This is a genomic window from Pseudoalteromonas sp. DL2-H2.2 (genome assembly GCF_021532535.1).
Lineage (GTDB): Bacteria > Pseudomonadota > Gammaproteobacteria > Enterobacterales > Alteromonadaceae > Pseudoalteromonas > Pseudoalteromonas rubra_A.
In genome coordinates, this window is the sequence record NZ_JAKGBD010000004.1 from 243,470 (window position 1) to 265,377 (window position 21,908).

The following is a 21,908-nucleotide window of genomic DNA, read 5'->3' on the forward strand; positions in this document are numbered from 1 at the left end:
CACAGACAGCCATTTAAAATCATCCTGTGACTTTGCTTGCTAAAACCACGGTACGCGCTGTTATTGCAAATCACTCTGCCAGTAGTTTGCTTACCCGGGCATGCTCGGCTTTCGCTTCGGCCATGATTCGGTCGATCAAGACCTCAACGGGTTCGATGTCGCGGATCATCCCCTGTGACTGGCCAATAAACTGGACGCCGTGTTCCAGGTCGCCCCTGATGGTGGCGGCTTCCAGCTTTTCGGTGGCGGCGCCAAAGAGGGTCAGCATACGGATTTTGTCGAACTGAGCCAGTAAGCCCAGTAGTAATTTCCACAGCGGCATATCGACCATTTTTGAGGCCTTAAAGGACTTAAAAACGGCCACGATGGGATTCATCGGGCGGCGGGTGGCTTTTTCTGCCATCGGGGTTTTCATTACCCGGGCGTAGAGGCCATCGAAGTTCTTAGAATAAATGGTGTCGGCGACTTTTTTATCGACCACCGCCTGTTTAACATTCTGATGGACCGGGCTTTGTGTGCTGGTTGCTAAACGGGAGCCCATGGCAACGGCATCGGCCCCCAGTGCCAAGGCAGCCAGTAAGCCTTTGCCATCGGAAAATCCACCTGCTGCAATCACCGGGATGTCGACCAGCTCGACAATGTTGGGTACCAGGCACAAGGATGTGACCTCACCGCCGTGTGCGGCGGCTTCATGGCCGGTTACCAGCAGGGCATCAGCGCCACTTTTTTGCGCGGCCAGCGCATGCTTTTCGGTCACGACGGTGGCGATGGTTTTGCCGCCGTAACGTTTCACGCCTTCCACTATCCAGTCGCCTTTACCCAGCGAAAAGTTAATCACCGGCACCTGCTCAGCCAGCGCAACTTTGGCGTTTTCTTTTGCGCCGGGCATCAGCAAGGTGATCCCAACGCCAAAGGGCTTGTCAGTAAGGGTGCGAATTTTGGCTATGGCCTGACGGGTTTGCTCCTGCGTTAACGGTCCGGTGGCTAAGATCCCCAGGCCCCCGGCATTGGATACTGCTGCAACCAGCTCAGGAACTGAGATCCAGCTCATGCCAGGTAAGACGATGGGTTTTTCTATGCCCAGTAAGTCGGTAATAGGTGTTTTCATGTTGATGATTTTAACTGGTCTGATGTGTTGTAAGCATACCGGGAAAATCGCTCAGAAGAAAAGTGAATATTGCACCAAAGCGCACATTTAACGGTTAGGGCGTTTTCTCTTGCACGGATAGTTGTACTTCTTTTTGTGTATCTGCCTTTTTCTTACGCTTCTTTTTGAGCCGTTTGAATTCGGCCTTTTTTACGTGTTTGGCAATCCACTTGGCCATTTTGCCCATCAGTATGGGCGGAAAGTCGTGCCCCAGGCCTTCTACCACTTTTAGCCGTGCCTTGCGGATCTCGGCGGCGGTTTGCTCACCTGCTGTAAGCGGAAAAATCGGGTCGTGGGTGCCGTGGATCACTAAGGTAGGCGCCTTGATCCGGGTTAACAGGTGGCGTCGGTCGCCGCTCGCGGTGATGGCGGCCAGCTGGCGTTTAAACCCAGCCGGATTATGGGCCCGGCTGATATGCATGGTAGCCTGCTCTCGCAGAGTGTGCTCGTCTCGCGGATAGGCGGGGCTGCCAATCAGCTGATTAAGTCTGACATTATATGAAATCGCGGCCTGTCGACAGTTATCACGGGGCGTGAGTCGTGCCAGTTTGATCAGCACACCCAGGCTTTTTCCTGAAATTAGCTGATTGTTTGAATTAGACATGATTGAAGTGAGACTGAGCACTTTTTTGCGCTCCTTGGCGGCTAAAATCTGCGCTATCATGCCGCCCATAGAGGCGCCGACCAGGTGGGCTTTTTTAATTTTAAGTGCCTTCATCAGTGCCAGTACATCGTCTGCCATATCTTCGAGCGAGTAGGGCGCTTGTTTTCCAAATGGCACTTTGCGGCGCAACCAGGTTTTAAACAGGTTGGGAGTGCCATGTTCGTCAAGGTGACTCGACAGCCCGGTATCCCGGTTATCGAAGCGGATCACTCTGAAGCCTTTGTCTACCAGACCAAAATACAGCTCATCGGGCCACACCGTCATTTGTGCGCCCAGCCCCATGATCAAAATAATGGCGGGTGCATGTCGGTTACCACAATCCTGATAGCTCAGGGTTATGCCGTTTGAGGTTTTAATGCTGCGCATAGGGTTTTTTAGTGCGACTCTACGGTTAAGAAAAAAGTATAGCGCATAGAGAGTTACAATCTTGAGCTGAAGGCGAAATGAACAAGAAAATTTTTACGAAAAAAGTAAAAAATTGACTTGCGTACGAGGGGGAATACATCAATAATCAGCGCGCCACAATTGGTGGTTATTTAAACTAAATTCAGGAGCAAAAAGAATATGGCAAGCAAACGCAGCCAGTCCCACGAACATTTACGGGGCGACATAAAAGACAACGCTTTAAAAGCATTGGTAACCAGCCCGCTGTTTAGAAGCAAAGTAGAGAAAAGCAAAAAAGGCAAAGGCAGCTACCGTCGTAAGGACAAACACCAGGGCCGAGAGCCTTACCTTATGGCAGCTTAGGCGAGCAATAAGATAAGGCTTTCGACAAACAGCGGTTATATTACTAAGCTTGTGGCTGATTAAATAAAAAGGAGCAACCAGATGGGACTATTAAGTGGGTTACTAGGCAATGCCAGCGAAGTAGACAGCGATGAGCTGGATAAGCTACTCAACGACACCCTGATTGAAGGGGAAAGTGTAGCGCAGGCGTACAAAGTGATCCGGGATATGTTTGTGTTTACGAACAAACGCCTGATCCTGATAGACAAGCAGGGAGTCACCGGCTCGAAAGTCGAAATGCTGAGTATTCCGTATGGTAAAATCACCAAGTTCAGTAAAGAATCGGCGGGTCATTTCGATCTCGACGCCGAGCTAAAAATTTGGATTGGTTCAGAGCCCGAGCCGCTGACCAAAGAGTTTAAAGCGGGCGATAACATCAATCAGGTGTATAAAATCATTTCTCAGTATTGCCTGTAAACGCAATACCATAGGTTTTTGCAAAGAGGTTGCCGCGGGTTTTATCCAGGATAAGTGCCCGGGAGTCCGGTACTCTTTGCAGCCACCCTCGCTCAAGTGCATCATTTAAAATCCAGTGTCCCAGGCTACCTGCCAGATGGTTGCGCCGTTCACTCCAGTCCAGGCACGATTTACAGAGCGGGCGCTTTTTTTTCCTAAGCGTTTGAACGCAGACACCCAGTTGCTCAAAAAAGGCGATCCCCTTTGGAGTCAGCAGGGTTTCAGCTTGTTTGTCTTCTATGTAGTTAGCTTCAGCCAGCGCGTCATAAAGCTGTATACCCAGCTCACCCGCAATATGGTCATAACAGACGCGTGCTTGCCGTAAGTAGGGGTCCGCTGGCCCTGTGTGTGTTTTCAGTGTTATTTCACTACTGAGCGTCAGTAGTTGCTCAATTAACCCTGCAACCTTCTGGTTTTTAAGCTGGAAATATTTATGCCTGCCTTGTTTTCTGACCGACAGTAGTGAGCCTTCAACCAATTTCGCCAAATGGCTGCTGGTAGTCTGGGCAGTTATGTCTGCTTCCAGTGACAGCTCCGTTGCTGTCAGTGCTTTACCCGACATGAGAGCGGTGAGCATACGGGCTCTGGCGGGCTCGCCAATTAAGCTGGCAATCAGGGTGATGTCGGGTTCGTGCATAGGAATAGTTCGATACAGGCCGAAGCATAGCTATTGGGTGCTCTGTATAGTGCCTAAAAACGCTAAAGGAGACAATGCACTATGATCACTTGTTTTATCGAATATCAGTTAGACCCGAGCAAACTGGCGCTGTTTGAGCAATATGCCCGAAACTGGGGGGAGATCATCCCAAGGTGTGGAGGAGAGCTGGTTGGCTACTTTTTACCACACGAAGGCACCAATTTTGTGGCTTATGGCTTGATCAATTTTGCCAGCCTGGCCGAATACGAGGCGTATCGGGTTCGGCTCAAGGCAGATCAGCAAGGCCGGGATAATTTTAACTTTGCCCTTAAAGAGCGGTTTATTTTGCAGGAAAAACGCAGCTTTTTATCTTGTGTTCCGCAGACGTTTTTGCAAGGAGTGAATGCACAGTGATAGCCGTTATTTTTGAAGTGACCCCGCATAGAGACAAGCGGCAGGTTTACCTGGATGTCGCGGCGGACCTTAAATCCAGGCTACAAGAAATAGACGGGTTTATATCCATAGAAAGGTATCAAAGCCTGAACGACCCTGATCGATTACTGTCACTCTCGTTTTGGCGGGATGAGACGGCGGTGCAGCAATGGCGAGCGCAGGAAGAACATCGAGCAGCCCAGCAACAGGGGCGGAAGCACATCTTTGAGCATTATCGCATTCGCGTGGCTGCGGTGGCACGCGATTATGGCAGCCATGACCGGGCGCAGGTGCCTTAGCTTACCGACTGAGGCAACTCAATCACCATTTTTAACCCAGTAAAACTTAAAGAGGAAGCCATACTGGTTAGTCCACATAGAGGCAATAACTTCGGCATAATCATTTTGAAGATGCATAAAATACATTTTAAAAGGAAATAATGATGCAGGTTAAACGCACTGGCTTGACGGTATTATTGTTAGCGACTATCGGGATAACTTTCTTCGCTGCGAATGACAACAGACTCACCAAAAGTCAGCAAACGACGGAGGCTAAACCTGCTACTGTGAAAAACGCGATGTCCAATCGCTCTCAAAAATGGGGAGCGGTGATCAAGCCACGGCCCGATACTCAACCTCGTACCGATAAAGCTAAGTAGCTCAATCAGCTAGCGACAATAAAACTCTCGTATTGTGTGTTGCGTGTTTGCTTTGATGCCAAATACCAGCTTTTCTCTGGTTTGGGGGAAGTAGGCTGAGCGAAAAACAATATCCCAAATTGGAAAAAAATTTGCGTAGTTTTTGTTTACATGATGCTGCGCACAACTATGGTGGATTTGATGATAAGCGGGGCTCACAACCAATTTATTGAACCCCCATGGCCAGTCCACCCAGACATGTGAATGTGTCAGTAACCCTCCTGCCATTGTGATTATCCAGAAAAACAAATTGACCTCCATAACTGTGATCAAATCATTGATATCTATACCACTATAGAAGCAGGCGACACCCAGTATGTATATTGCGATTGCATTGGCACCATGGTTTATCATTAATGCAACAGGGTGGGAGCGTTGTGTGGTTAGCGGTGTCAGTGTGGTAGCTGAGTGATGATGTTTATGAAAACGCCATAGTAAAGGGATCGTATGCATTGCTCTGTGTACGGTATATTGGACCAGGTCCAAATACAAGGCTACAAATAAACTAAGCAAGATGGCATTGTCTAAACTAAGAGGCTGAGTGCTCTTACTATCAGGAACTTGCATATAATTGCTCAGAGGCACACTGATTTGCGTGGCAAAATAATATAATAAATTTGCACAAGAAAAGACTATCAGGGTGTTGAGTAGCATGACTTTAACATCAAGCCGGGTTGAGTCACTTAACCAGATACGGGCACTGAACAAATACTTTATTTTATTAATTCGAGCATACTTTGCATCCGATAATACGATAAGACTTACCAGCAAAGAGGCAAATAGTGGCTCAGGGTGAAGACTAAAGTCAGATAAAAAGTAATCGATTAGTCCGTTTAAATAGTAGTAAAAAGTTTCGGCCATCGTCCTTAACTTATGTCTCTTGTGCCACTCAGGGCGTTTTAATCTATCACATGAACAGGCAACTCAATCACCATTTTCAACCCGCCCAGTTCACTGTGTTGGGCACAAATGGTGCCCTGATGCGCTTCAATCAGGCTTTTACAAATAGCCAGACCTAAACCTGAGCCGCCAGTGCGACGGCTGCGAGATTTTTCGACCCGAAATAGCCGTTCAAATATGTCGCTCAGGTGCTCATCTGCAACGCCCGGTGCGGTATCTTCCAGGGTAATGTGGATGTGCTGGCGTTGCTGCCAAACCGTTAGCCGCTGTTTACCCGGTTTATCCGTATATAGCGTACTGTTGGCAATCAAGTTCGTGAGCACCTGCTTGATGCGATCGACATCCCAGCTGATGGTGACTTCACCGCTGAGCTGAATATGCGCTTCCCAGTCAAAGCCTTTGCCGTGCGTAAACTGAGCAAATTCCTGCTCCCACAGAGCCATCACTTCGGTCAGGTTACATTGCACCAGATTCAGGTGCAAACTCTGTGAGTCGGCCATCGCCAGCTGGTGAATATCCGAGATAAGGCGGTTGATATCTGACAGCTTACGGTTGATGGTGTTGTATGAGGCGTCTACATCCTGAGCGATGTTGAATTGTAATGCCTCAACCTGTAACTGTAAGGCGGTCAGTGGTGTGCGGATCTCATGGGACACATCCGCCAGCATCGCATTCTTTTTATCCACCACTTCTTGTAATAGGGTTGCCCGCTCCGCCGCCAGTTTGCGCTTTTTAACCTGCCGATAGGCAAGTGCTGAAATCAGAATAAACAAGGCAGCAGAAGCCAACCACCAGGCGCGCAGCTGCCACTCTCTCTGGCTGAGCTCAGCCTGATGAAGCGCTCTGTCCAGGTTCAGGCTTTCAATTTCCTGCTGCTTGCGCATAAATTCAACTTTGCTTTGCAGGGCTGCCAGAGTCAGATTATGCTGGTTCTGCCCCAGGGCATCGCTCAATGTGTGGTAAGCCTGAGTTTCGGCCAGTGCCTGCTGATGTAACTTAAGCGCCTCAAAAGAGATTGCGCGCAGCTCATGGAGTTCAAGCCGATGTTTTTTGTCCTGCATTGAAGTGGCGGCAGCCAGTGCCGTGTCGCTCAGTGCGATGGCATCTTCATGGCGTTGTTGTGCCTGCGCCAACTTGATAGTGCTGATCTGCAACAGGACCACAATTGACTCAAACTGGTGCTGGCTGGCCAGTGCCAGCCCCTGCTCCAGATGTGTTTGCGCTTCACTGAGGTTATTTTGCTTCAGTGCAATTAGGCCTTGCAGGTTGAGCACTCTGGCCTGGCCGGTTTTTGAGTCAACTTCCAGGTAGAGTCCGTACGCTTTGCGTGCATAGTGCAGCGCAGTCTCATATTCCTGACGTTCCAGTTCGATATAGCCAATCTTCATGGCACTGTTGCCAATGTGTAATTTATTACCGCCTAGTTCATCAAGTGTATGAGCCTGTTGAAAGTGCGGCAGGGCTTGCTCGAAGTTATCCATTTTCCGATACACTTCGCCCGTTTCGTATAAGGCATCGGCAATACTCGCTCTATCATCCAGTTTAGTGGCCAGCTCAAATACCTGGGTCAAAGTCGCCAGAGCGGTGGTGTAATCACCTAAAATAGCCTGGATAATCCCCAAATTTTGTAAAGCATTGAGATAGAGTAAGTCTTCACCGAGATCCCGTAACACATTGGTTGAGCGCTGAGCGATTTGCAGTGCCTCGATATATTTATCCTGACGTCTAAGAACAGAAGATATTCGTTCATATGATCTGGCCATTAACTCGTTATGGCCAATAGCCAGGGCATCCTCAAGTGCATCTCGGTAGTGCTGCTCAGCCTGAGGAAAATGGTTTTGCTGGTCTTCTATGTAACCTAGCAAAAGCTTTGAAAATACAGGGTAGTATGCATCTTCAAGTTGTATTGAGCGAGTGGAGAGCTGATTTGCTGTAGCTTTAGCCGCCTCATAATCCCCTTGCCGTATATACAAAAAAAACAAGGATTCAAGGGCCTGAAAGTGTATATCGGGTGCATCGTGTACAGGCATGTCAAGCAATGACAGATAGGCGTCTATGGCAGCTTGTTTACTGAGCGTTTGAGCATGGGCGAGTTGCTGGCGTGCGACCAGCACCGCGTCTGAGGGCGGGGTTGCTGAGCTGTTTTGAGCCTGCACTGGCGGCATGCCGGACAGTGTCAACAGCAGCATTAACGTGCCAGCACGCAGCCATGCCAGCGGACAAAAAGAGCCAAATTGACGACGAGTATGACAACTATCCAGCATGGTATCCTCAGAGCAACACGCGATGTTGCAAACCAATTATGTTGTCATACTAACCCGATTTATCCTGTGCTCTCAATAGCTAAAGCTTTTCCAGCCGCGCAACCAGCTCTCTGGCCGGTACGTAGCCTGGTAAGGCTTCTCCATTTGGCAGCAAAATGGTTGGCGTGGACTGAAAACCAAATTGCCTGGCCAGTGCGACCTGGGTATCCAGTGAGTGTTGACACTGGGCATTTTGCAGCGGTGCAGGCGAGCTGCGCATGGCGGCATCCATGGCCTGATTAGGCCGCTCGGCGCACAGTGTTGCCGCCGTTTTTTCATAAGCCGGGCTGCCGGCACGGCCTCTGGGAAGCATCACATAATGAACGGTGACGCCGAGCTGATTGAGCGCGGGCAATTCCTTGTGAAACTTACGACAATAAGGGCAGTCGATATCGGTAAACACGGTAATGCTATACTGCTCGTTGTTTGCCGGGTAAGTAAGCAGTTGCTCATAAGGGATGTTGGCCATGCTCTGCTGATTGGCGATTTGCTGTATTTTGGCTATATGGTCTACCCGACTGCGCACATCGATAACACGGCCGCTGAACAGGTAATTACCATCTTTTGACAACAATAAGTGTTCATTACCCAGATTGAGGCGATAAAAGTCATCCGAGTAGGGGTGCAGTTCAAAGCTAATGTCTGTGCCCGTCAGCGCCCGCAATTTAGTTTTTGCTTGTTCTATCGGACTGGCGGGAGTTGCAGAGGCTCGGTGCTCGGGGTCAGCTGCCAGGGGAGAGGCGCTTAGCAGGGCGGTACCAAGCAGTAAAGTAGAAAAAGTACAGGACAAAGTCATGGTGATTATTCCGGTTGTGATTAAGTTACACCGGTTATAACGTGCGTTGCTGAATCGGGCTTATAAATTCGTCTTAAGCTATCTATAATCTTCTATCAAAGCAATAAAATCATTGGGTTAAGCGAGCCTCTCTCGAGCGACCTGAACATCGTGACTCGCAGGACACAGGCGCATAGAAGTCGGGCCCGGCTGGGTCAGCTGCTTGCACAGCATGGCCTGCTTTGAGTGTGTGTCGGGCGTTGTGAGCAGCTGCACGCTGGTATTTTGCAATGTGGGGGAGTGCAAAGGTGCCGGCTGCGCTAAGATCAAATCGGCTATGCGCTGTTGCATGACCACTGCGCTGCAAATCGCCTGCTCATCGATTGCTTGTTGTCCCTGAATGGCAAAGTCCAGCGCTTCGGTAAAGCGGGCCTGTCTGGCATAAAGGCGGCTTAGCACGTCAGCTGCCTGGGAAAAGTAATAGCTGTTAACGGGGCTTTGCTGCACAACCTGGCTGGCATAATGCTGGGCTTGTGCTGTTTCATCTAATTGCAGCAAGGTTTCAGCCATCAGCAGTTGTGCTTCAACGGAGTCCGGGTTTTCTTGCAGGCTAAATGTCAGCCATTGTTTTGCGTGGCCATAATCCTGTTGCTCAAAGGCGACAATGGCCTTGTGATAGGCCGACAATGCCGGCAGCATGGCCGATGTGGCAGCAGGCGGGTTCAGGTTACCCAGATAGGCTGTGGTAACAGCGCCCAGTATAAGCGTGACCGAAGCCGCCATGGCAATGAGAGAATATGAAGAGGGCGATGAAATCATGGTCGTTTTGACTTGCCAGCAGTAACCCTGATTCGGGAAGGTGCGGATCATATCCTGCTCGGGGGCGAGCTTTCTGAGCTCGCTGATCAGCTGAAATAAACGATGGTCCTGAACCTGTGTATGGCCCCAGACTGCTTCGATGATCTCTTGTTTGGTCACCACAGTGTTGGCATTTTGTAGCAGGTAACACAGCACTTTGGCGGCTTTCGGGCGCAGCTCCAGTGGCTGTTTGCCTTGTTTTAGCGTGTGTGTCTGGCAATCAAAACGATAAGATAAAAAGCGGTACTCGGCCATGTCATTCCTTCGCATAAATCCACGATACTGGACCTAACTCTATCACACAGCGTAAAAAATACGAGCGCAGAGGCAGGATTTGTTTTACGCGGTAAATGCGGTATAACTGAGCCACCTTAACTGCCAGACAGAGCGCCTTATATGCTGCGTTTAACCATCCAACTGTTTCCGCTCTGGGCGATTTTGCTCAGTGCCTTTGCCCTATTTACTCCCGAGCCGTTTGTGGCGCTCAAAGCCAGCATCATTCCTTTACTTGCCTTTATTATGCTGACCATGGGGCTGACCCTGACTCCGGCGGACTTTCGTCATGTGCTCAAACAACCCAAAGCGGTTCTGGTTGGCCTGGTGCTACAGTTTAGCGTCATGCCGCTGGTGGCTTTGCTGGTGGCCACCTTGTTGCAGTTTGATGCCGATTTGACCTTAGGTATGGTGCTGGTGGGTTGTGTGGCTGGTGGCACGGCAAGCAACGTAATGTGTTTTCTGGCCAAAGGCGATGTCGCCTTGTCTATTTCTATGACGGCCATCAGCACCCTTGCTGGGGTGGTACTGACCCCGTTACTGGTTGAACTGCTGGCCGGTCAGGTAGTGGATATTCCGCTCCTGGGCATGATGCTGAACCTGTTTAAAATTGTTCTGATCCCGGTGGTACTGGGTGTGCTGCTGAACCATTTTTTTCGCGCCCCGATACAGCGCCTGGCACCACTTTTGCCTTTGTTTTCAGTGGCGGCCATTGTGCTGATTATCGCCATTGTGGTGGCACTGAATGCAGCAACCTTACCGACCATAGGGCCAATCGTGGCGCTGGCTGTGGTGCTGCACAATACGACGGGGTTAGCGCTTGGCTACCTGGTGGCCAAGCAGTTGGGGTTACCAGAGAAAAGCTGCCGCACAATTGCGTTGGAAGTGGGGCTGCAAAACTCCGGGCTGGCGGTTGCCCTGGCAATGAAATTCTTTGCCCCGGCCAGTGCATTGGCCGGCACCTTGTTTTCTGTGTGGCACAATGTCAGCGGCTCTATGCTGGCAAGCTGGTGGCGTAAACGCAGCAGCGAGGATCCATCTCAGCCAGCCGCGTCGTCACATGAGGTGCCAGACGCTTAGAGCGAAATCATGATCAGGCCCAGCGCACAGAGTATGGTCAGGCCAATAAACAGGTTGGCGATGTTACTGGTGTCGCCCACCGGCTCTATGCGTACTTCTGGCTCTGGCATTTCTTTGTGGGTCATATTGTAAAAGTCAGGATGGCCCACCTGCTGCTCCAGCGTTTGATCTTCAGCCCAGTCAAAATGCTGGTTCAGAAACACCAGGATCTCAATAGCCAGCGGGGTGACTTCCGCGCGCGCTGATTTTTGAAAACCCAGCACGGCATGAAATACCCGGTGAGAAGCCGTGCGGCGGTTTTGCATATCTACACAGGCCGGGTGTTCAATCAGCAGTTGCCAGGCACCTTGCTGGTTGCGCCGGTAGGCGTTATCCAGCAGCTCCGTCAGTTCTTTTTCGAACGCCTGCATCTGTTGAGCACCTTCATCGGGTGCACAAACGTGTGTCTGCACAGGCTCACTATGAGGTTGCACAGTTATATCAGGTAAAACTTCCGCTGGGTTGCTTTGTGGGGTTACCTGTTCGGTGGCCTGAACCGGTGGCGCCTCCTCTGCACCCAGCTTTACGCGCTGCTGTGGTTGTTCTTCCAGTTGGGCCAGAGCTTCGTCATAGGCTGCCCGTAGTAGCTGAAACCCTTCAGGATCTTCATCGGGTTTACACTGCTTGAGCTTGCTTGTATAAGCACGCTTGATGGTCTTTTTGTCTGCACCGGGCTCAATGCCCAGTACGTCCCAGGGATTGTCTGTCACTTTATTCACCTAACTCTTTTAAAAATTGGGTAATTTCCTGATAGGTTTGCTCAATACGTTGGCTGTCCTGGCTTGCGAGTGCCGCTTCCCAGACGCTGATGAGCTCGGCTATTTGCTCACGATACTGAGCGCGGCTTTGCTCGTAAATACGCTCCAGTTTGGCCATCAGCAGGCGGTTATGCTGCTGATCTCTGGGGTGTACTTTGAGCTTTTGCATTTTCTCTTTCAGCTGTGCCTTTTCTTTGTCTGACAGCATCGAAGAAGACTGTTCAAAGGTCTGGCTGATGGTGTGCTGGGTTTGCTCTACCGTAATGTCTACATCCAGCAGGCCGCTGATATCGTAAGTAAAGCGTACGCGGACCATTTTGTCGTCGATGCTGTCGGATTTGGGCAGCGGCACATCAATTTCACCCAGCTTGATGTTGTTTTTCACATAGCGGCTTTCACCCTGGTAAATGGTCATCAGCAGGCGTTTTTGCGCCTTATGGATAGGATAAAATAGCTCCTCTTTACTGCACGGCAAAACGGTATTGCGCTCAATAATGGGCGTAAAATAGTTGCCAACCTTACCATCGCTGTCGTGCTCATTGTGGGTGCCGGTCCCCAGGCTAAACGCCGAGACATCGGTCAGTACCACGTCATCCAGGGCTTCGTTTTTGTCTACCAGGCCTGCCTGTATGCCGGCGCCCATCGCCACCACCAAGTCCGGGTCAAGCTGAGTAGTCGGAAAGCATTTGAGTGCTTTGATAAGGCACTGCTTATAAATATTCATGCGCGATGCTCCACCGACCATCACAATGTGGTCAATGTCTGAGGGACTCAGTCCGGCATCATTAAATGCCCGTTCAATGGGTGTGAGTAAACGGTTGAGCAGTGGCTGGCAGATCTCGCGCATCTTGTCTTCGCTTAGCTCATAGCGCAGAGTTTGCTCGGCCAGCTCTATCTCAAAGTGCGGTTGTTTTTCGCCGCTTAAGCGGCATTTACACTCGTCAATCAGTCGGGTCAGGTTTTGCTGCTGATGCTCATTGAGATGCTGCGGCTGCAACTGGTGTTGACGCAGAAAATCCGAGATCAGCAAGCCGGTAAAATCTTCGCCGCCAAGATGGTTGTCGCCTGCCGAGGCTTTGACTTCCATTACCCTGTCGAAGTATTCCAAAATGGTCACATCAAACGTCCCGCCGCCCAAATCCAGGATCAGGTAATGGGTGTCGTCTTCTTGTGATTGCAGGCCATAGGCCAGTGCCGCCGCGGTGGGTTCGTTGATCAGGCGCAGCACTTCCAATCCGGCCAGCTCTGCGGCCAGTTTCGTGGCCTTACGCTGATAGTCGTTAAAGTAGGCCGGTACGCTGATCACGGCTTGTGTAACGGGTTGCGCGAGCTGCGCTTCGGCATCTGCTTTAAGCGATTTCAGTACCAGGGAGGATAACTCGGCGGCGCTATAGTGTTGCTTACCCAGAGTCACGGTACGTTGGGTACCCATGTAACGTTTAAACAAGGCGGTGGTGTGTAGCGGATGCGAGATCAGCCGCTCTTTAGCCGCTTTGCCCACTAATACCTCGCCGCTGTTGTCAACCCCAACCACCGACGGGGTCAGAGCGTCGCCCAGCGAATTGGGAATTAACACACTTTGTTCACCATCCCAGTAACTGATTGCGCTATTGGTTGTGCCTAAGTCGATACCTACCGTGATCATCACTACTTCCTGAGTTTGTAAATCCAGCGCATAGTGTATTGGCTTTGGGTAAGTGAGTAAATCACTGCAATAGTTTTTGCGTTTGTTTTCTTTATGAGCGATGGTAGATGAAAAAATATTCCAGGCGCGCACACGTCTAGCCTGTGCACCAGCCAAGTTTAGGTGTATGAATGACGCCATCTTGCCCGGCCAGACGGCGCGTGTTATCCGTATTTGTACTAGAGGTATTCAGTTATGTTTCCACAAGCGCCCAGTGCCGTGGTGATGATCCGACCACATCATTTTTTGCCCAATGAAGAAACCCGCGCCGACAACAGTTTTCAGTCTCAGGCACAGCAGTTCGATGGCGGGGTTAGTCAGCTGGCCTACGAGCAAGTAACGCGGGCGGCCGAGCAACTGGAGCAGGCCGGCGTGCGGGTGCACTTGTTCGAAGACTTAGGCACAGATACGCCTGACTCGGTGTTTCCAAACAACTGGTTTTCCACCCATGCGGGTGGGCAAATCGCCATCTACCCCATGTATGCGAAAAACCGCCGCCGCGAGCGACGCACCGACATCATTGAGCTGTTAAAGCGCGAGTACCGGGTGCAGGATGTGATTGATTACTCTGGCCTGGAATATGACAACCTGTTTCTGGAAGGTACCGGCGCTATGGTGCTGGATCACATTGAGCGAGTTGCCTACACCGCCCGCTCAAAACGTACGGATTCCCACGTGCTGGAGCGGTTCTGTAGTCATTTTAATTTTGAGCCTATGGTGTTCGAGGCGCTCAGTGAGGGCGGCGTACCGGTCTATCACACCAATGTGCTGCTGTGTGTGGGCAGTGACTATGCGTTGGGCGGGTTCGATATGATAGTTGACCCGGCGCGGCGCGCAGAAATCAAACACCGCTTGCAGCTGGCTGGTAAAAAGCTGATAGCTTTGAGTGAAGCCCAGATCAACGCTTTTTGTGGTAACGCACTGGAACTGAGCGCAAGTGAAGGGCGGGTGCTGGCGCTGTCGCAAACAGCCTATGATGCGCTAACGGCTGAGCAAATTGCGGTGCTGGAGTCCTGTGTTACTTTGCTGCCGCTGGAGGTTTCTGCCATTGAGCTGGCGGGTGGCTCGGTACGCTGTATGCTGGCGGGTGTGCACTTGTCCCGGCGTTAACGCAAGCGGCTGAATAAACATAATAAACACAACAACAATAACAACAGGCTGGTGACTATGATGGCATTTATCGTTGACCCGATTAACAACCTTTTGTGGGGGCAGGGTCAGATCCTCATTTACCTGCTGCTGGGAGCCGGATGCTGGTTTACCTGGCGGCTGAAATGGGTGCAGTTTCGTCACTTTGGCCATATGTTCAGTGTGATGAAAGGCAGCATGAGCGGCGACAGCTCGGGGATCAGCTCTTTTGCCGCATTATGCACCGGCCTGTCAGCGCGAGTCGGCACAGGTAACCTGGCGGGGGTGGCGATGGCCATTTCGCTGGGTGGCAGCGGCGCGGTGTTCTGGATGTGGGTGATAGCCCTGCTGGGTATGGCAACCGGCTTTGCTGAGAGTGTGCTCGGTCAGCTCTATAAAGTGCGCGATGAACATCGCGAGTTTCGTGGCGGCCCGGCGTATTATATCCGCGCGGGGCTTGGCAAGCCTAAACTGGCCGTGGTGTTTGCGTTGTGTTTATTCCTCGGTTATGGCTTTAGTTTCAGCGCCATGCAGGCCAATACCATTGCCGAAGCGCTGAACAATACCTTTGCCATAAATCCGCTCTACACGGGCCTGGTGATCGCTGTGCTGGCAGGCTCGATAGTGTATGGCGGGCTGCGCAGTATTGCGCGTTTTGCCGAGCTGATCGTGCCCTTTATGGGCCTGGCGTTTGTGGCAACCGCACTGTTGATTCTGGTCCTCAATATTACTCAGGTGCCCGCCATGTTGCTGGATATTTTCCAGTCCGCATTTGGCCTCACAGAAGCCGGTGCTGGTGCTTTGGGGGCCGCCATTAAAAATGGTATTCAGCGCGGTTTGTATTCCAACGAAGCGGGTGCGGGCAGCGTGCCCCATGCGGCAGCCGGGGCAACGCCGGTGCCCAATCACCCGGTGGCGCAGGGTTATGTGCAAATGCTGGGAGTTTTTATTGATACCCTGGTGTTGTGCAGTTGTACCGCCGTGGTGGTATTGCTATCCGGGCTACCTGTTAGCGGCGAAATGGCCGGTATCAGCCTGACCCAGAATGCCATGCAGGCACATTTTGGTGAGGTGGGCGACTACCTGATAGCCGCCGCCATTACTTTGTTTGCCTTTACCTCTGTGGTTGCTAACTACGCGTATGCAGAAAGCAACCTGCACTTGTTCAAGCTGGACAACAAAGCCGGACGCCTCGGCTACACAAGCGTTTACCTGGCCATGGTGTTATGGGGCGCCAGTGCCACCTTGCAGCAAGTCTGGAGCCTGGCCGACATGGCCCTGGGCCTGATGACACTAGTGAACATCTACGCCATCATCCAACTCACCCCGACAATTATGAACCTGACAAAAGACTACCAGAGCCAGCAAAAGTCAGCGAAAAAAATCCACTTCGACCCAAGCAAAGTCAACTATCAAGGCTACTTACACAAAGATGTTTGGGTGAGCCAAAAAAGAGATTAATTATCTCTTTTTTGGCGAACGCGAGACATGGACGTCGAGCCGGAAGCCCCCCACAAGGATGTGTGCCCACTCGTACCAGAGATTAAGTATCTCTTTTATGGCGAACGCGAGACATGGACGGGTGAGCCGAAAGCCCTCCGCAAGGAGGTTTGTCCACTCGTACCAGAGATTAATTATCTCTTTTTTGGCGAACTGTGGTGTAAAGTCAAGCTTTAGCTTGGTCTTTACGCAAGGTGAAATAGTGATACCGGCTCTGGGCCGGTATCTCCGTTATACAGCAGTTTAGCCTGACGTTTGGTTGCAGTAGCCGAGCTCATGCGGCCACTGCCACGCTTTGGAACTGCTGTGCAGTGCGTTTCTCAGTCATTTTAAAATTGATACTCTACCGAGACCGAGGCCACATCCATATCCGGTTCAATGTTTTTTTCCAGCTCATAGCGTACGTATTCCAGACGCAGATTGACGTTGTCGCTGACATGAAACGTTGCACCCGCACCATATAGCCAGTCGCCCCCTTCGAGCTCAGAGGTTATCCGGCCAATAGCCGGGATGTCGGTATAGAGCTCAGCGTCCCACTCCAGCCAGCCGCCTTTGGCGTACAAAGAAAAGTATTCATTAATAGGAGCCGACAAGAGGGTAGACAAAGAGACGCCGTCTATTTCCGCGCTGCTGTCTATGTCACTGGCTTCATCAAAGTTTTCGTATGCCAGCTCAAAGCTCCAGTATGGATTGATTTTCGTACCTACATAGGCCTTGAGCATGGAAGCATCTTCATCAAACGAGGTGTCATTTTCTCTGTCTTCCCACTGAAAAGAGTATTGGCCATAACCCAGGCCGGTGTAGATCTTGTAGCTGTCCGGATCGGATGTGGTCTCTGCTTGTGCCATCGTTGCTGTCATACCACACAGTGCAAGTAACGTCGTTGCAATAGAAAAGCGTTTCATAATTGATCCCTCTTTATTCAATCTGTTTGTTTAAAGCGTTAAAACGGGGTTATCTGCAAAGACTGTTATGCGTCTTTATCCAGAGTCAGGCGAGACTTGACCGATTTTACATCGTCGGCATTTTTGGCAATTTGCACTGCAAGCTGGCGCTCGGCGTCGGTATCTACATCCCCTGAGAGGGTCACGACACCGCGCTCGACATCGACGTCAATGTCGGTGCCATCGATGTCAGAATCAAATAAAAATCGTGACTTGATCACTGTGGCAATTTTGGCATCGGTAAAGGTGCTGGTTTCTGCCTGGTGTTGGCCCGACGTCTTGTCATCAGACATATCGACAACCGTTAGTTCATTCTCTATGTTTTTAACTCCGTCAATGCCCAGCACCAGCTCTTGAGCAAGTTTTTTGTCAACGGCATGTTCAACTTCACCGGTCAAAATGACCGTGCCATTTTTTACATCTGTATTGATATCGAAGTTGTTCAATTCACCATTAAATAACAGGGTGGCTTCTGCTTTGCCGTCAATCCAGGCATCACTGGCTTCTTTTTCCCAGTTATTGTCAGCGGCAAAGGCAGAACTGGCCATTAAAGAGGTAGTTAGCAAAGAGATAAACAGTGTCTTTTTCATATTTCGACTCCTTAAAAATTAGATTCGATATAGATAGAGCAATATATTTGCCAATTTTAAGGTGTTGATTTTTATTGGTTATATTTTTTAGGCTATAAAAGAGTGAAAAATTTTTATGTAAAATATCAATGACTTTGTAATTTTTACTCTCTTCTATAGAAAAAGTTTAAAACTCTCAGGTTCATCACTAAATACGAATCAACCCACTAAACCGCGCGGCTTTTTGTCTCGTACTGTTACCGGGTAGAAACGCAAGATAAGAGCACATAATGCAGTTAACGAGTGATGAGCAGTCGAGGGTCATTGAGATGGCCTGGGAAGACAGAACGCCGTTTGAGGCCATTGAGCAGCAATTCGGATTAAACGAATCAGCATTGATCCGACTAATGCGCACTCACCTTAAGCCTGCCAGCTTTCGACTGTGGCGCAAGCGGGTGAGTGGTCGGGCAACCAAGCACGGTAAGATACGACCGGCTGAGGTGTCCAGAGGTTATTGCCCGACACAGTATAAGCATCGCTAAGCAGAGCGCATAATTTAAGCAGGCTGGCTATCAGGCGTGGTAGCTGGGCGTCTGCGGATAAAAAAGGCACTCAGAATGCTCAGTAGCAACACTATTGCTAAGCCGAACGCCCACAATGGGATGCTTGAGCGCGGTGCGCTTTGCACCTGATAACTGGCATTAAAGCTCAGGCTTAAAGGCGCCTGGGCTGCGTAAGTGTATTTTTCGCCGTTTCGGGTGCCAAATTCTGCAACCTGAATAGACACCTCGGTTTCACTGGTATTGGCTGGAGCATTGAAGTACAGCCGGGCAAGGCGACCGCTACCGGCAGCACTTTGTGCCGGTGCGACCTGGCTTGCAATATACTGGATCTGTCCTGATTGCAGGTCCGCTTGGTTACGCAGGGTGTAAAGGTGTTTCTTATTGAGAAAGTCACCCTGTTCCAGCTGCGTGCCCTTGGCTTTAGCATCCTGATCAATAAGGGTGACAGATTTGGCGTCGTAGCTTAGGGTCAGCTGTACGCCGTAGACCTTAGGCAGGTTTTCCACCATCACATCTACATAAAATTCGCTGCCGGTTTTGATTTGCGGGTTAGACGTTTCAAGGTAAATACGCCCTTGCTTTGCAAAAGCGCTCAAGCTCACCAGCAACGCCGCAATACACACCATATAGTTCATCTTGTTGTTCCTTAAAATTATTGTAAAGGGGTTAGCGTTAAACCCTAACCCCATGTATTAGTTACCAGCTTTGTGGTCCTTGCTTACCAAAGTTGGCACCCAGTAAAGTGAGATCCTGCAGGTTGATTGCGCCGTCGCGGTTAAAGTCGGCGGCCATCACATAGCCATTTTGTTCGCCTTCAACTGAGCGATAAGCTCCCAGCAATAGCGTCAGGTCGGCAATGTCGATTTGGTTGTCGCCATTGCTGTCACCACCCACCAGGTTTATCTGACCAAAGTCAATATCGGCCTGACCCGCTGCCAGGTTGACCTGCTTTTCGGCCGTGAGATACCCAGGTGCACTTAGCGTCATAGTGACGTCACCCAGGCCAACGCGCACAGAGAAACTGCCATCAGGGTTGATAGTGGCGCGCTGTCCGTTGATTAAGAGCGTCACAGAGGCGAGGTCGCCAGCGGTGCTCAGGCTGGAAATGTTACCCGTTAAGGTGACGGATTCCGCGATGGTGAAGGTGTAGTCGGTACTGTTTTGTAGCAGGTAATTACCTTGCTGGTCGGTCATTTGCGCTTGCAGCGTCAGGTTGACGTTACCCGCTTGCTCGGCAATCAGAGTGACAGCGGCAAAGTCGCCTTCGCCCGATTTGGCGGTGGCCGGGGCCATCAGTGCCAGTGCACCATCCCATTGGTTGTCGCTGATACCCATAGGTACGGACAGGCGCTCATGTGAAGGCAGAAACTCACCATATTCACCACCAGAGATACGGGCTTTGCTGGTGTCATTCAGGCTAACAACTGCATCCAGGCCATAAATATCACTGCCTGATACCTGCAGGGGCAATGTGACAACATCGCCTTGCAGCACCTCTGTTTGTGGCAATGAGAGTGTCATTGTGTTGCTTTGCACCGACGCTAACTTGTACCGTTGTGCGAACACGTCAAAGTCAGAGCTATCATTTTCAATGTGTGCCCAGCTAACTACAAAACTATCATTGCTCAAACCAAGTACACTTGGTGGAGTGATTGCGTTCCAAGATGGCCCTTCAATCAGAAATTCGCCGCCTAACTTTTGATTATCCGGTGAAAAAGCTTGTGCATAATAACTACCAAGTGAGCCATTTTCCTCATAATTCATCCAAGTTATCACGTAGCCACCATTGGCAAGAGCGCTGATTTTGGGTTCACGATGTTTGGTGGCGACGCCCGTATTAACCTGGAATATGCTACTGGATGAGCTTCCATCGGATGCAAAACGCCGTGCAAAAATACCCCAACGATTATCGCTTTGTGCTTGCCAGGTTGCGATATAGCCCCCATCCGGGAGCGCACTGAGTGCCGCCGCAGCCTGGTGAATTTCATCACCTGGGTGTAAAGTATGTTCGCTGCCAGATTTTATTCCGTCGGTGTTATAACGCTGAGCGACAATATCATAGTTACCCGCACTGTCAGGTGCTTCCCAGGCAATGACATATTGGCCATTGTTCAATGTGATTACAACAGGGTTGAATGCATCACCCCGTTTGGACGTATTTACTTCGATTCTGGCGCCGTTAGGTACACCATTTACGGTATATCTCTGTGCTACGATGTCCGAACGGGTTTCGGGTGCATCTGCTTGCTGGTGCCATGTGACTATAAACCCGCCATCGGGCAGATCGCTGACGCTGAGAAAGCCATAACCGCCAGATACCTGGCCCGGCACCTGAAATTCCTGTCCATTCTTTGCGCCATTGGCATGAAAGCGTTGACCAATCAGGGCATAGGTGTAATCTGCGCTATCTTTGCGAAGCCAGATAATGACAAAGCCACCGTCAGATAGACGGCTGATAGCGGGTCTTTCAAGCGGTCGAGTATGTGTTGGCGCATTGACGTTAAATTCACTGCCAAGTGGCGTGCCACTTTGGCTATATCTCTGTGCGTAAATTCCGCTGCGGCTATTCCCCTGATTATGGCTTTCCCAGGCCACAACATAACTCCCATCCTGGAGTAATTCCATGGTTTGGTGGCCCTGAGGGCCCGGTAAATGGGAGTTCACAGTAACCCGCTCGCCGACTTTATCAGGCTGTTGTGCCTGGGCTGCATAAGGTATGCCGAGTACACTAACTGCAAGCAGGCTGCGACTGAAAAATGAAGAGGCTATGTTTGAGCGTGTGTGCAAAGTATTTTTTTTGCGTGTATCCATATCTATTCCTTGAGTTGTATTGTATCGCTGCAGATTTGTGGCTTTTGCAACGAGTGTGTGGGTATTGGCTCAAGGGTAGTGTGATAGCGATAGGCAGGGTATAGGGTATTTACCCTATACTGGCACTTAGTATGTATCGTGTTTGTGCATTACAACGATAAGCCTTCTTCAATTGCGAAGCGTACTAACTGAGCGGTTTTATTAAATCCCAGCTTTTTCATAATCCGGGTGCGGTGCGCATCCACGGTTTTAGCCGATATATATAAGGTTTCGGCAATTTTTTTATTGGTTTGGCCCTGAGAAATATAGCGGATGATTTCCTTTTCCCGGCTGGTTAAATCAAAGTCAGTTTTGTTGTTGCGATAGCTTTGCAACTCGGATTGATTATCTGCACTGAGATACTGCCTGCCAGCTTGTACGGTTTGGATTGCGTTGGCTAGCGAATTAAACGCATCGTTTTTAAGTAAATAGCCATGGGCGCCGGCTTCCAGTGCGGTATCAATGACTTTAATGTCACTGTGCATTGTCAGTAAAATCACCCGGGTTTTAAGACGACGCGCTTTGATGCGCTGACACACGCTGAGCCCGCTTACTTCGCCCATAGTAATATCCAGGATGGCAATATCCGGTTGATGGCTGATAATGTATTGCCAGGCCCGTTCACCGGAGTCGACATCGGCAATGATGGTGCCAACGTTAGCTGCCTGGATCAACGCCAGCAGTCCCTGCCTGACGATATGATGGTCATCCGCAACGAGGATTTTCATGGTTAATCAATGTTTTGGGTAATTTTATATATTTCAACACATTAGTGTGGATATTAAAATGTTATCTGTTACCGTGTTAGCAAGGAGGTGAGTTGTTTTTGGTATCACGTTGCTTTGTTGAACGGGAAGGGCAAACA

General features: G+C 50.3%; 22 protein-coding genes. 8 read left to right on the forward strand and 14 right to left on the reverse strand.

Annotated elements, in window-relative coordinates:
* Positions 1 to 70: 70 nt before the first annotated feature.
* Entirely contained in the window at positions 71 to 1,108 is a 1,038-nt protein-coding gene (locus tag L1285_RS09215; protein ID WP_235412093.1) for an NAD(P)H-dependent flavin oxidoreductase, read from the reverse strand.
* A 94-nt stretch (positions 1,109 to 1,202) separates the two neighbouring features.
* A complete protein-coding gene (locus L1285_RS09220; protein WP_235412094.1) occupies positions 1,203 to 2,177 on the reverse strand; it encodes an alpha/beta fold hydrolase in 975 nt (324 codons plus the stop codon).
* A 198-nt stretch (positions 2,178 to 2,375) separates the two neighbouring features.
* Between L1285_RS09220 and L1285_RS09225 the strand changes: the two genes are divergently transcribed.
* The gene (locus tag L1285_RS09225) at positions 2,376 to 2,558 is read left to right on the forward strand and encodes an alternative ribosome-rescue factor A (protein ID WP_046003563.1); all 183 of its coding nucleotides are present in this window, start codon (positions 2,376 to 2,378) and stop codon (positions 2,556 to 2,558) included.
* A gap of 81 nt (positions 2,559 to 2,639) precedes the next feature.
* Positions 2,640 to 3,014, forward strand: a complete 375-nt coding sequence (locus tag L1285_RS09230; protein ID WP_046003562.1) for a PH domain-containing protein — start codon at positions 2,640 to 2,642, stop codon at positions 3,012 to 3,014.
* On the opposite strand, the gene L1285_RS09235 is transcribed toward L1285_RS09230, so the two are convergent.
* Positions 2,992 to 3,690: an ArsR/SmtB family transcription factor gene (locus L1285_RS09235; protein WP_235412095.1), complete on the reverse strand. Its 699-nt coding sequence runs from the start codon at positions 3,688 to 3,690 to the stop codon at positions 2,992 to 2,994. The genes L1285_RS09230 and L1285_RS09235 overlap by 23 nt on opposite strands.
* 81 nt (positions 3,691 to 3,771) lie before the next feature.
* Between L1285_RS09235 and L1285_RS09240 the strand changes: the two genes are divergently transcribed.
* Both L1285_RS09240 and L1285_RS09245 read left to right on the forward strand, forming a co-directional pair.
* The gene (locus L1285_RS09240; protein ID WP_235412096.1) at positions 3,772 to 4,104 is read left to right on the forward strand and encodes an NIPSNAP family protein; all 333 of its coding nucleotides are present in this window, start codon (positions 3,772 to 3,774) and stop codon (positions 4,102 to 4,104) included.
* Entirely contained in the window at positions 4,101 to 4,421 is a 321-nt protein-coding gene (locus tag L1285_RS09245) for an antibiotic biosynthesis monooxygenase family protein (protein WP_235412097.1), read from the forward strand. The genes L1285_RS09240 and L1285_RS09245 overlap by 4 nt, the downstream gene beginning before the upstream one ends.
* 368 nt (positions 4,422 to 4,789) lie before the next feature.
* On the opposite strand, the gene L1285_RS09250 is transcribed toward L1285_RS09245, so the two are convergent.
* The 4 genes from L1285_RS09250 to L1285_RS09265 form a co-directional block, all read right to left on the reverse strand.
* Complete coding sequence (locus L1285_RS09250; protein WP_235412098.1) at positions 4,790 to 5,680, reverse strand: sterol desaturase family protein; 891 nt, start codon at positions 5,678 to 5,680, stop codon at positions 4,790 to 4,792.
* A gap of 38 nt (positions 5,681 to 5,718) precedes the next feature.
* Positions 5,719 to 7,983, reverse strand: a complete 2,265-nt coding sequence (locus tag L1285_RS09255) for a tetratricopeptide repeat protein (RefSeq protein WP_235412099.1) — start codon at positions 7,981 to 7,983, stop codon at positions 5,719 to 5,721.
* 79 nt (positions 7,984 to 8,062) lie between these two features.
* On the reverse strand, positions 8,063 to 8,818 hold the full coding sequence (locus tag L1285_RS09260; protein ID WP_235412100.1) for a DsbC family protein: 756 nt from the start codon (positions 8,816 to 8,818) through the stop codon (positions 8,063 to 8,065).
* 117 nt (positions 8,819 to 8,935) lie between these two features.
* Complete coding sequence (locus L1285_RS09265; protein ID WP_235412101.1) at positions 8,936 to 9,910, reverse strand: winged helix-turn-helix domain-containing protein; 975 nt, start codon at positions 9,908 to 9,910, stop codon at positions 8,936 to 8,938.
* Between the two features lie 141 nt (positions 9,911 to 10,051).
* Here L1285_RS09265 and L1285_RS09270 point away from each other — a divergent pair, with 141 nt between their 5' ends.
* Complete coding sequence (locus L1285_RS09270; RefSeq protein WP_235412102.1) at positions 10,052 to 11,008, forward strand: bile acid:sodium symporter family protein; 957 nt, start codon at positions 10,052 to 10,054, stop codon at positions 11,006 to 11,008.
* Here L1285_RS09270 and L1285_RS09275 read toward each other — a convergent pair.
* Together L1285_RS09275 and L1285_RS09280 are read right to left on the reverse strand one after the other, a co-directional pair.
* The gene (locus L1285_RS09275) at positions 11,005 to 11,766 is read right to left on the reverse strand and encodes a J domain-containing protein (RefSeq protein WP_235412103.1); all 762 of its coding nucleotides are present in this window, start codon (positions 11,764 to 11,766) and stop codon (positions 11,005 to 11,007) included. The two genes, L1285_RS09270 and L1285_RS09275, sit on opposite strands and share 4 nt — an antisense overlap.
* Positions 11,759 to 13,582 carry an Hsp70 family protein gene (locus L1285_RS09280; protein WP_235412104.1) on the reverse strand — a complete coding sequence of 608 codons (1,824 nt, stop codon included), beginning with the start codon at positions 13,580 to 13,582 and terminating at the stop codon, positions 11,759 to 11,761. The genes L1285_RS09275 and L1285_RS09280 overlap by 8 nt, the downstream gene beginning before the upstream one ends.
* A 102-nt stretch (positions 13,583 to 13,684) precedes the next feature.
* Between L1285_RS09280 and ctlX the strand changes: the two genes are divergently transcribed.
* Both ctlX and L1285_RS09290 read left to right on the forward strand, forming a co-directional pair.
* On the forward strand, positions 13,685 to 14,599 hold the full coding sequence (gene ctlX, locus L1285_RS09285; protein ID WP_046003555.1) for a citrulline utilization hydrolase CtlX: 915 nt from the start codon (positions 13,685 to 13,687) through the stop codon (positions 14,597 to 14,599).
* A 57-nt stretch (positions 14,600 to 14,656) separates the two neighbouring features.
* On the forward strand, positions 14,657 to 16,078 hold the full coding sequence (locus tag L1285_RS09290; protein WP_235412105.1) for an alanine/glycine:cation symporter family protein: 1,422 nt from the start codon (positions 14,657 to 14,659) through the stop codon (positions 16,076 to 16,078).
* A 368-nt stretch (positions 16,079 to 16,446) separates the two neighbouring features.
* Here L1285_RS09290 and L1285_RS09295 read toward each other — a convergent pair whose 3' ends face one another.
* Together L1285_RS09295 and L1285_RS09300 are read right to left on the reverse strand one after the other, a co-directional pair.
* Positions 16,447 to 17,022, reverse strand: a complete 576-nt coding sequence (locus tag L1285_RS09295; protein ID WP_235412106.1) for an outer membrane beta-barrel protein — start codon at positions 17,020 to 17,022, stop codon at positions 16,447 to 16,449.
* Between the two features lie 65 nt (positions 17,023 to 17,087).
* Positions 17,088 to 17,651: a BON domain-containing protein gene (locus L1285_RS09300; protein ID WP_235412107.1), complete on the reverse strand. Its 564-nt coding sequence runs from the start codon at positions 17,649 to 17,651 to the stop codon at positions 17,088 to 17,090.
* 269 nt (positions 17,652 to 17,920) lie between these two features.
* Between L1285_RS09300 and L1285_RS09305 the strand changes: the two genes are divergently transcribed.
* Positions 17,921 to 18,172 (forward strand): TIGR03643 family protein, encoded by a 252-nt coding sequence (locus tag L1285_RS09305; protein WP_268836009.1) that lies wholly within the window; start codon positions 17,921 to 17,923, stop codon positions 18,170 to 18,172.
* 14 nt (positions 18,173 to 18,186) lie between these two features.
* On the opposite strand, the gene L1285_RS09310 is transcribed toward L1285_RS09305, so the two are convergent.
* The 3 genes from L1285_RS09310 to L1285_RS09320 all read right to left on the reverse strand — a co-directional run bounded on the left by L1285_RS09310 (position 18,187) and on the right by L1285_RS09320 (position 21,771).
* The gene (locus L1285_RS09310; protein ID WP_235412108.1) at positions 18,187 to 18,828 is read right to left on the reverse strand and encodes a cohesin domain-containing protein; all 642 of its coding nucleotides are present in this window, start codon (positions 18,826 to 18,828) and stop codon (positions 18,187 to 18,189) included.
* A 61-nt stretch (positions 18,829 to 18,889) separates the two neighbouring features.
* Positions 18,890 to 21,004 (reverse strand): dockerin type I domain-containing protein, encoded by a 2,115-nt coding sequence (locus L1285_RS09315; protein ID WP_235412109.1) that lies wholly within the window; start codon positions 21,002 to 21,004, stop codon positions 18,890 to 18,892.
* A 149-nt stretch (positions 21,005 to 21,153) separates the two neighbouring features.
* Complete coding sequence (locus L1285_RS09320) at positions 21,154 to 21,771, reverse strand: response regulator transcription factor (RefSeq protein ID WP_235412110.1); 618 nt, start codon at positions 21,769 to 21,771, stop codon at positions 21,154 to 21,156.
* Positions 21,772 to 21,908 lie beyond the last annotated feature (137 nt).

Bases quoted from the DNA above. Each gene is read 5' to 3' on its own strand.
- L1285_RS09215 (WP_235412093.1), bottom strand. From the start codon at position 1,108: ATGAAAACACCTATTACCGACTTACTGGGCATAGAAAAACCCATCGTC.
- L1285_RS09220 (WP_235412094.1), bottom strand. From the start codon at position 2,177: ATGCGCAGCATTAAAACCTCAAACGGCATAACCCTGAGCTATCAGGAT.
- L1285_RS09225 (WP_046003563.1), top strand. From the start codon at position 2,376: ATGGCAAGCAAACGCAGCCAGTCCCACGAACATTTACGGGGCGACATA.
- L1285_RS09230 (WP_046003562.1), top strand. From the start codon at position 2,640: ATGGGACTATTAAGTGGGTTACTAGGCAATGCCAGCGAAGTAGACAGC.
- L1285_RS09235 (WP_235412095.1), bottom strand. From the start codon at position 3,690: ATGCACGAACCCGACATCACCCTGATTGCCAGCTTAATTGGCGAGCCC.
- L1285_RS09240 (WP_235412096.1), top strand. From the start codon at position 3,772: ATGATCACTTGTTTTATCGAATATCAGTTAGACCCGAGCAAACTGGCG.
- L1285_RS09250 (WP_235412098.1), bottom strand. From the start codon at position 5,680: ATGGCCGAAACTTTTTACTACTATTTAAACGGACTAATCGATTACTTT.
- L1285_RS09255 (WP_235412099.1), bottom strand. From the start codon at position 7,983: ATGCTGGATAGTTGTCATACTCGTCGTCAATTTGGCTCTTTTTGTCCG.
- L1285_RS09260 (WP_235412100.1), bottom strand. From the start codon at position 8,818: ATGACTTTGTCCTGTACTTTTTCTACTTTACTGCTTGGTACCGCCCTG.
- L1285_RS09265 (WP_235412101.1), bottom strand. From the start codon at position 9,910: ATGGCCGAGTACCGCTTTTTATCTTATCGTTTTGATTGCCAGACACAC.
- L1285_RS09270 (WP_235412102.1), top strand. From the start codon at position 10,052: ATGCTGCGTTTAACCATCCAACTGTTTCCGCTCTGGGCGATTTTGCTC.
- ctlX (WP_046003555.1), top strand. From the start codon at position 13,685: ATGTTTCCACAAGCGCCCAGTGCCGTGGTGATGATCCGACCACATCAT.
- L1285_RS09290 (WP_235412105.1), top strand. From the start codon at position 14,657: ATGATGGCATTTATCGTTGACCCGATTAACAACCTTTTGTGGGGGCAG.
- L1285_RS09295 (WP_235412106.1), bottom strand. From the start codon at position 17,022: ATGAAACGCTTTTCTATTGCAACGACGTTACTTGCACTGTGTGGTATG.
- L1285_RS09300 (WP_235412107.1), bottom strand. From the start codon at position 17,651: ATGAAAAAGACACTGTTTATCTCTTTGCTAACTACCTCTTTAATGGCC.
- L1285_RS09305 (WP_268836009.1), top strand. From the start codon at position 17,921: ATGCAGTTAACGAGTGATGAGCAGTCGAGGGTCATTGAGATGGCCTGG.
- L1285_RS09310 (WP_235412108.1), bottom strand. From the start codon at position 18,828: ATGAACTATATGGTGTGTATTGCGGCGTTGCTGGTGAGCTTGAGCGCT.
- L1285_RS09315 (WP_235412109.1), bottom strand. From the start codon at position 21,004: ATGGATACACGCAAAAAAAATACTTTGCACACACGCTCAAACATAGCC.
- L1285_RS09320 (WP_235412110.1), bottom strand. From the start codon at position 21,771: ATGAAAATCCTCGTTGCGGATGACCATCATATCGTCAGGCAGGGACTG.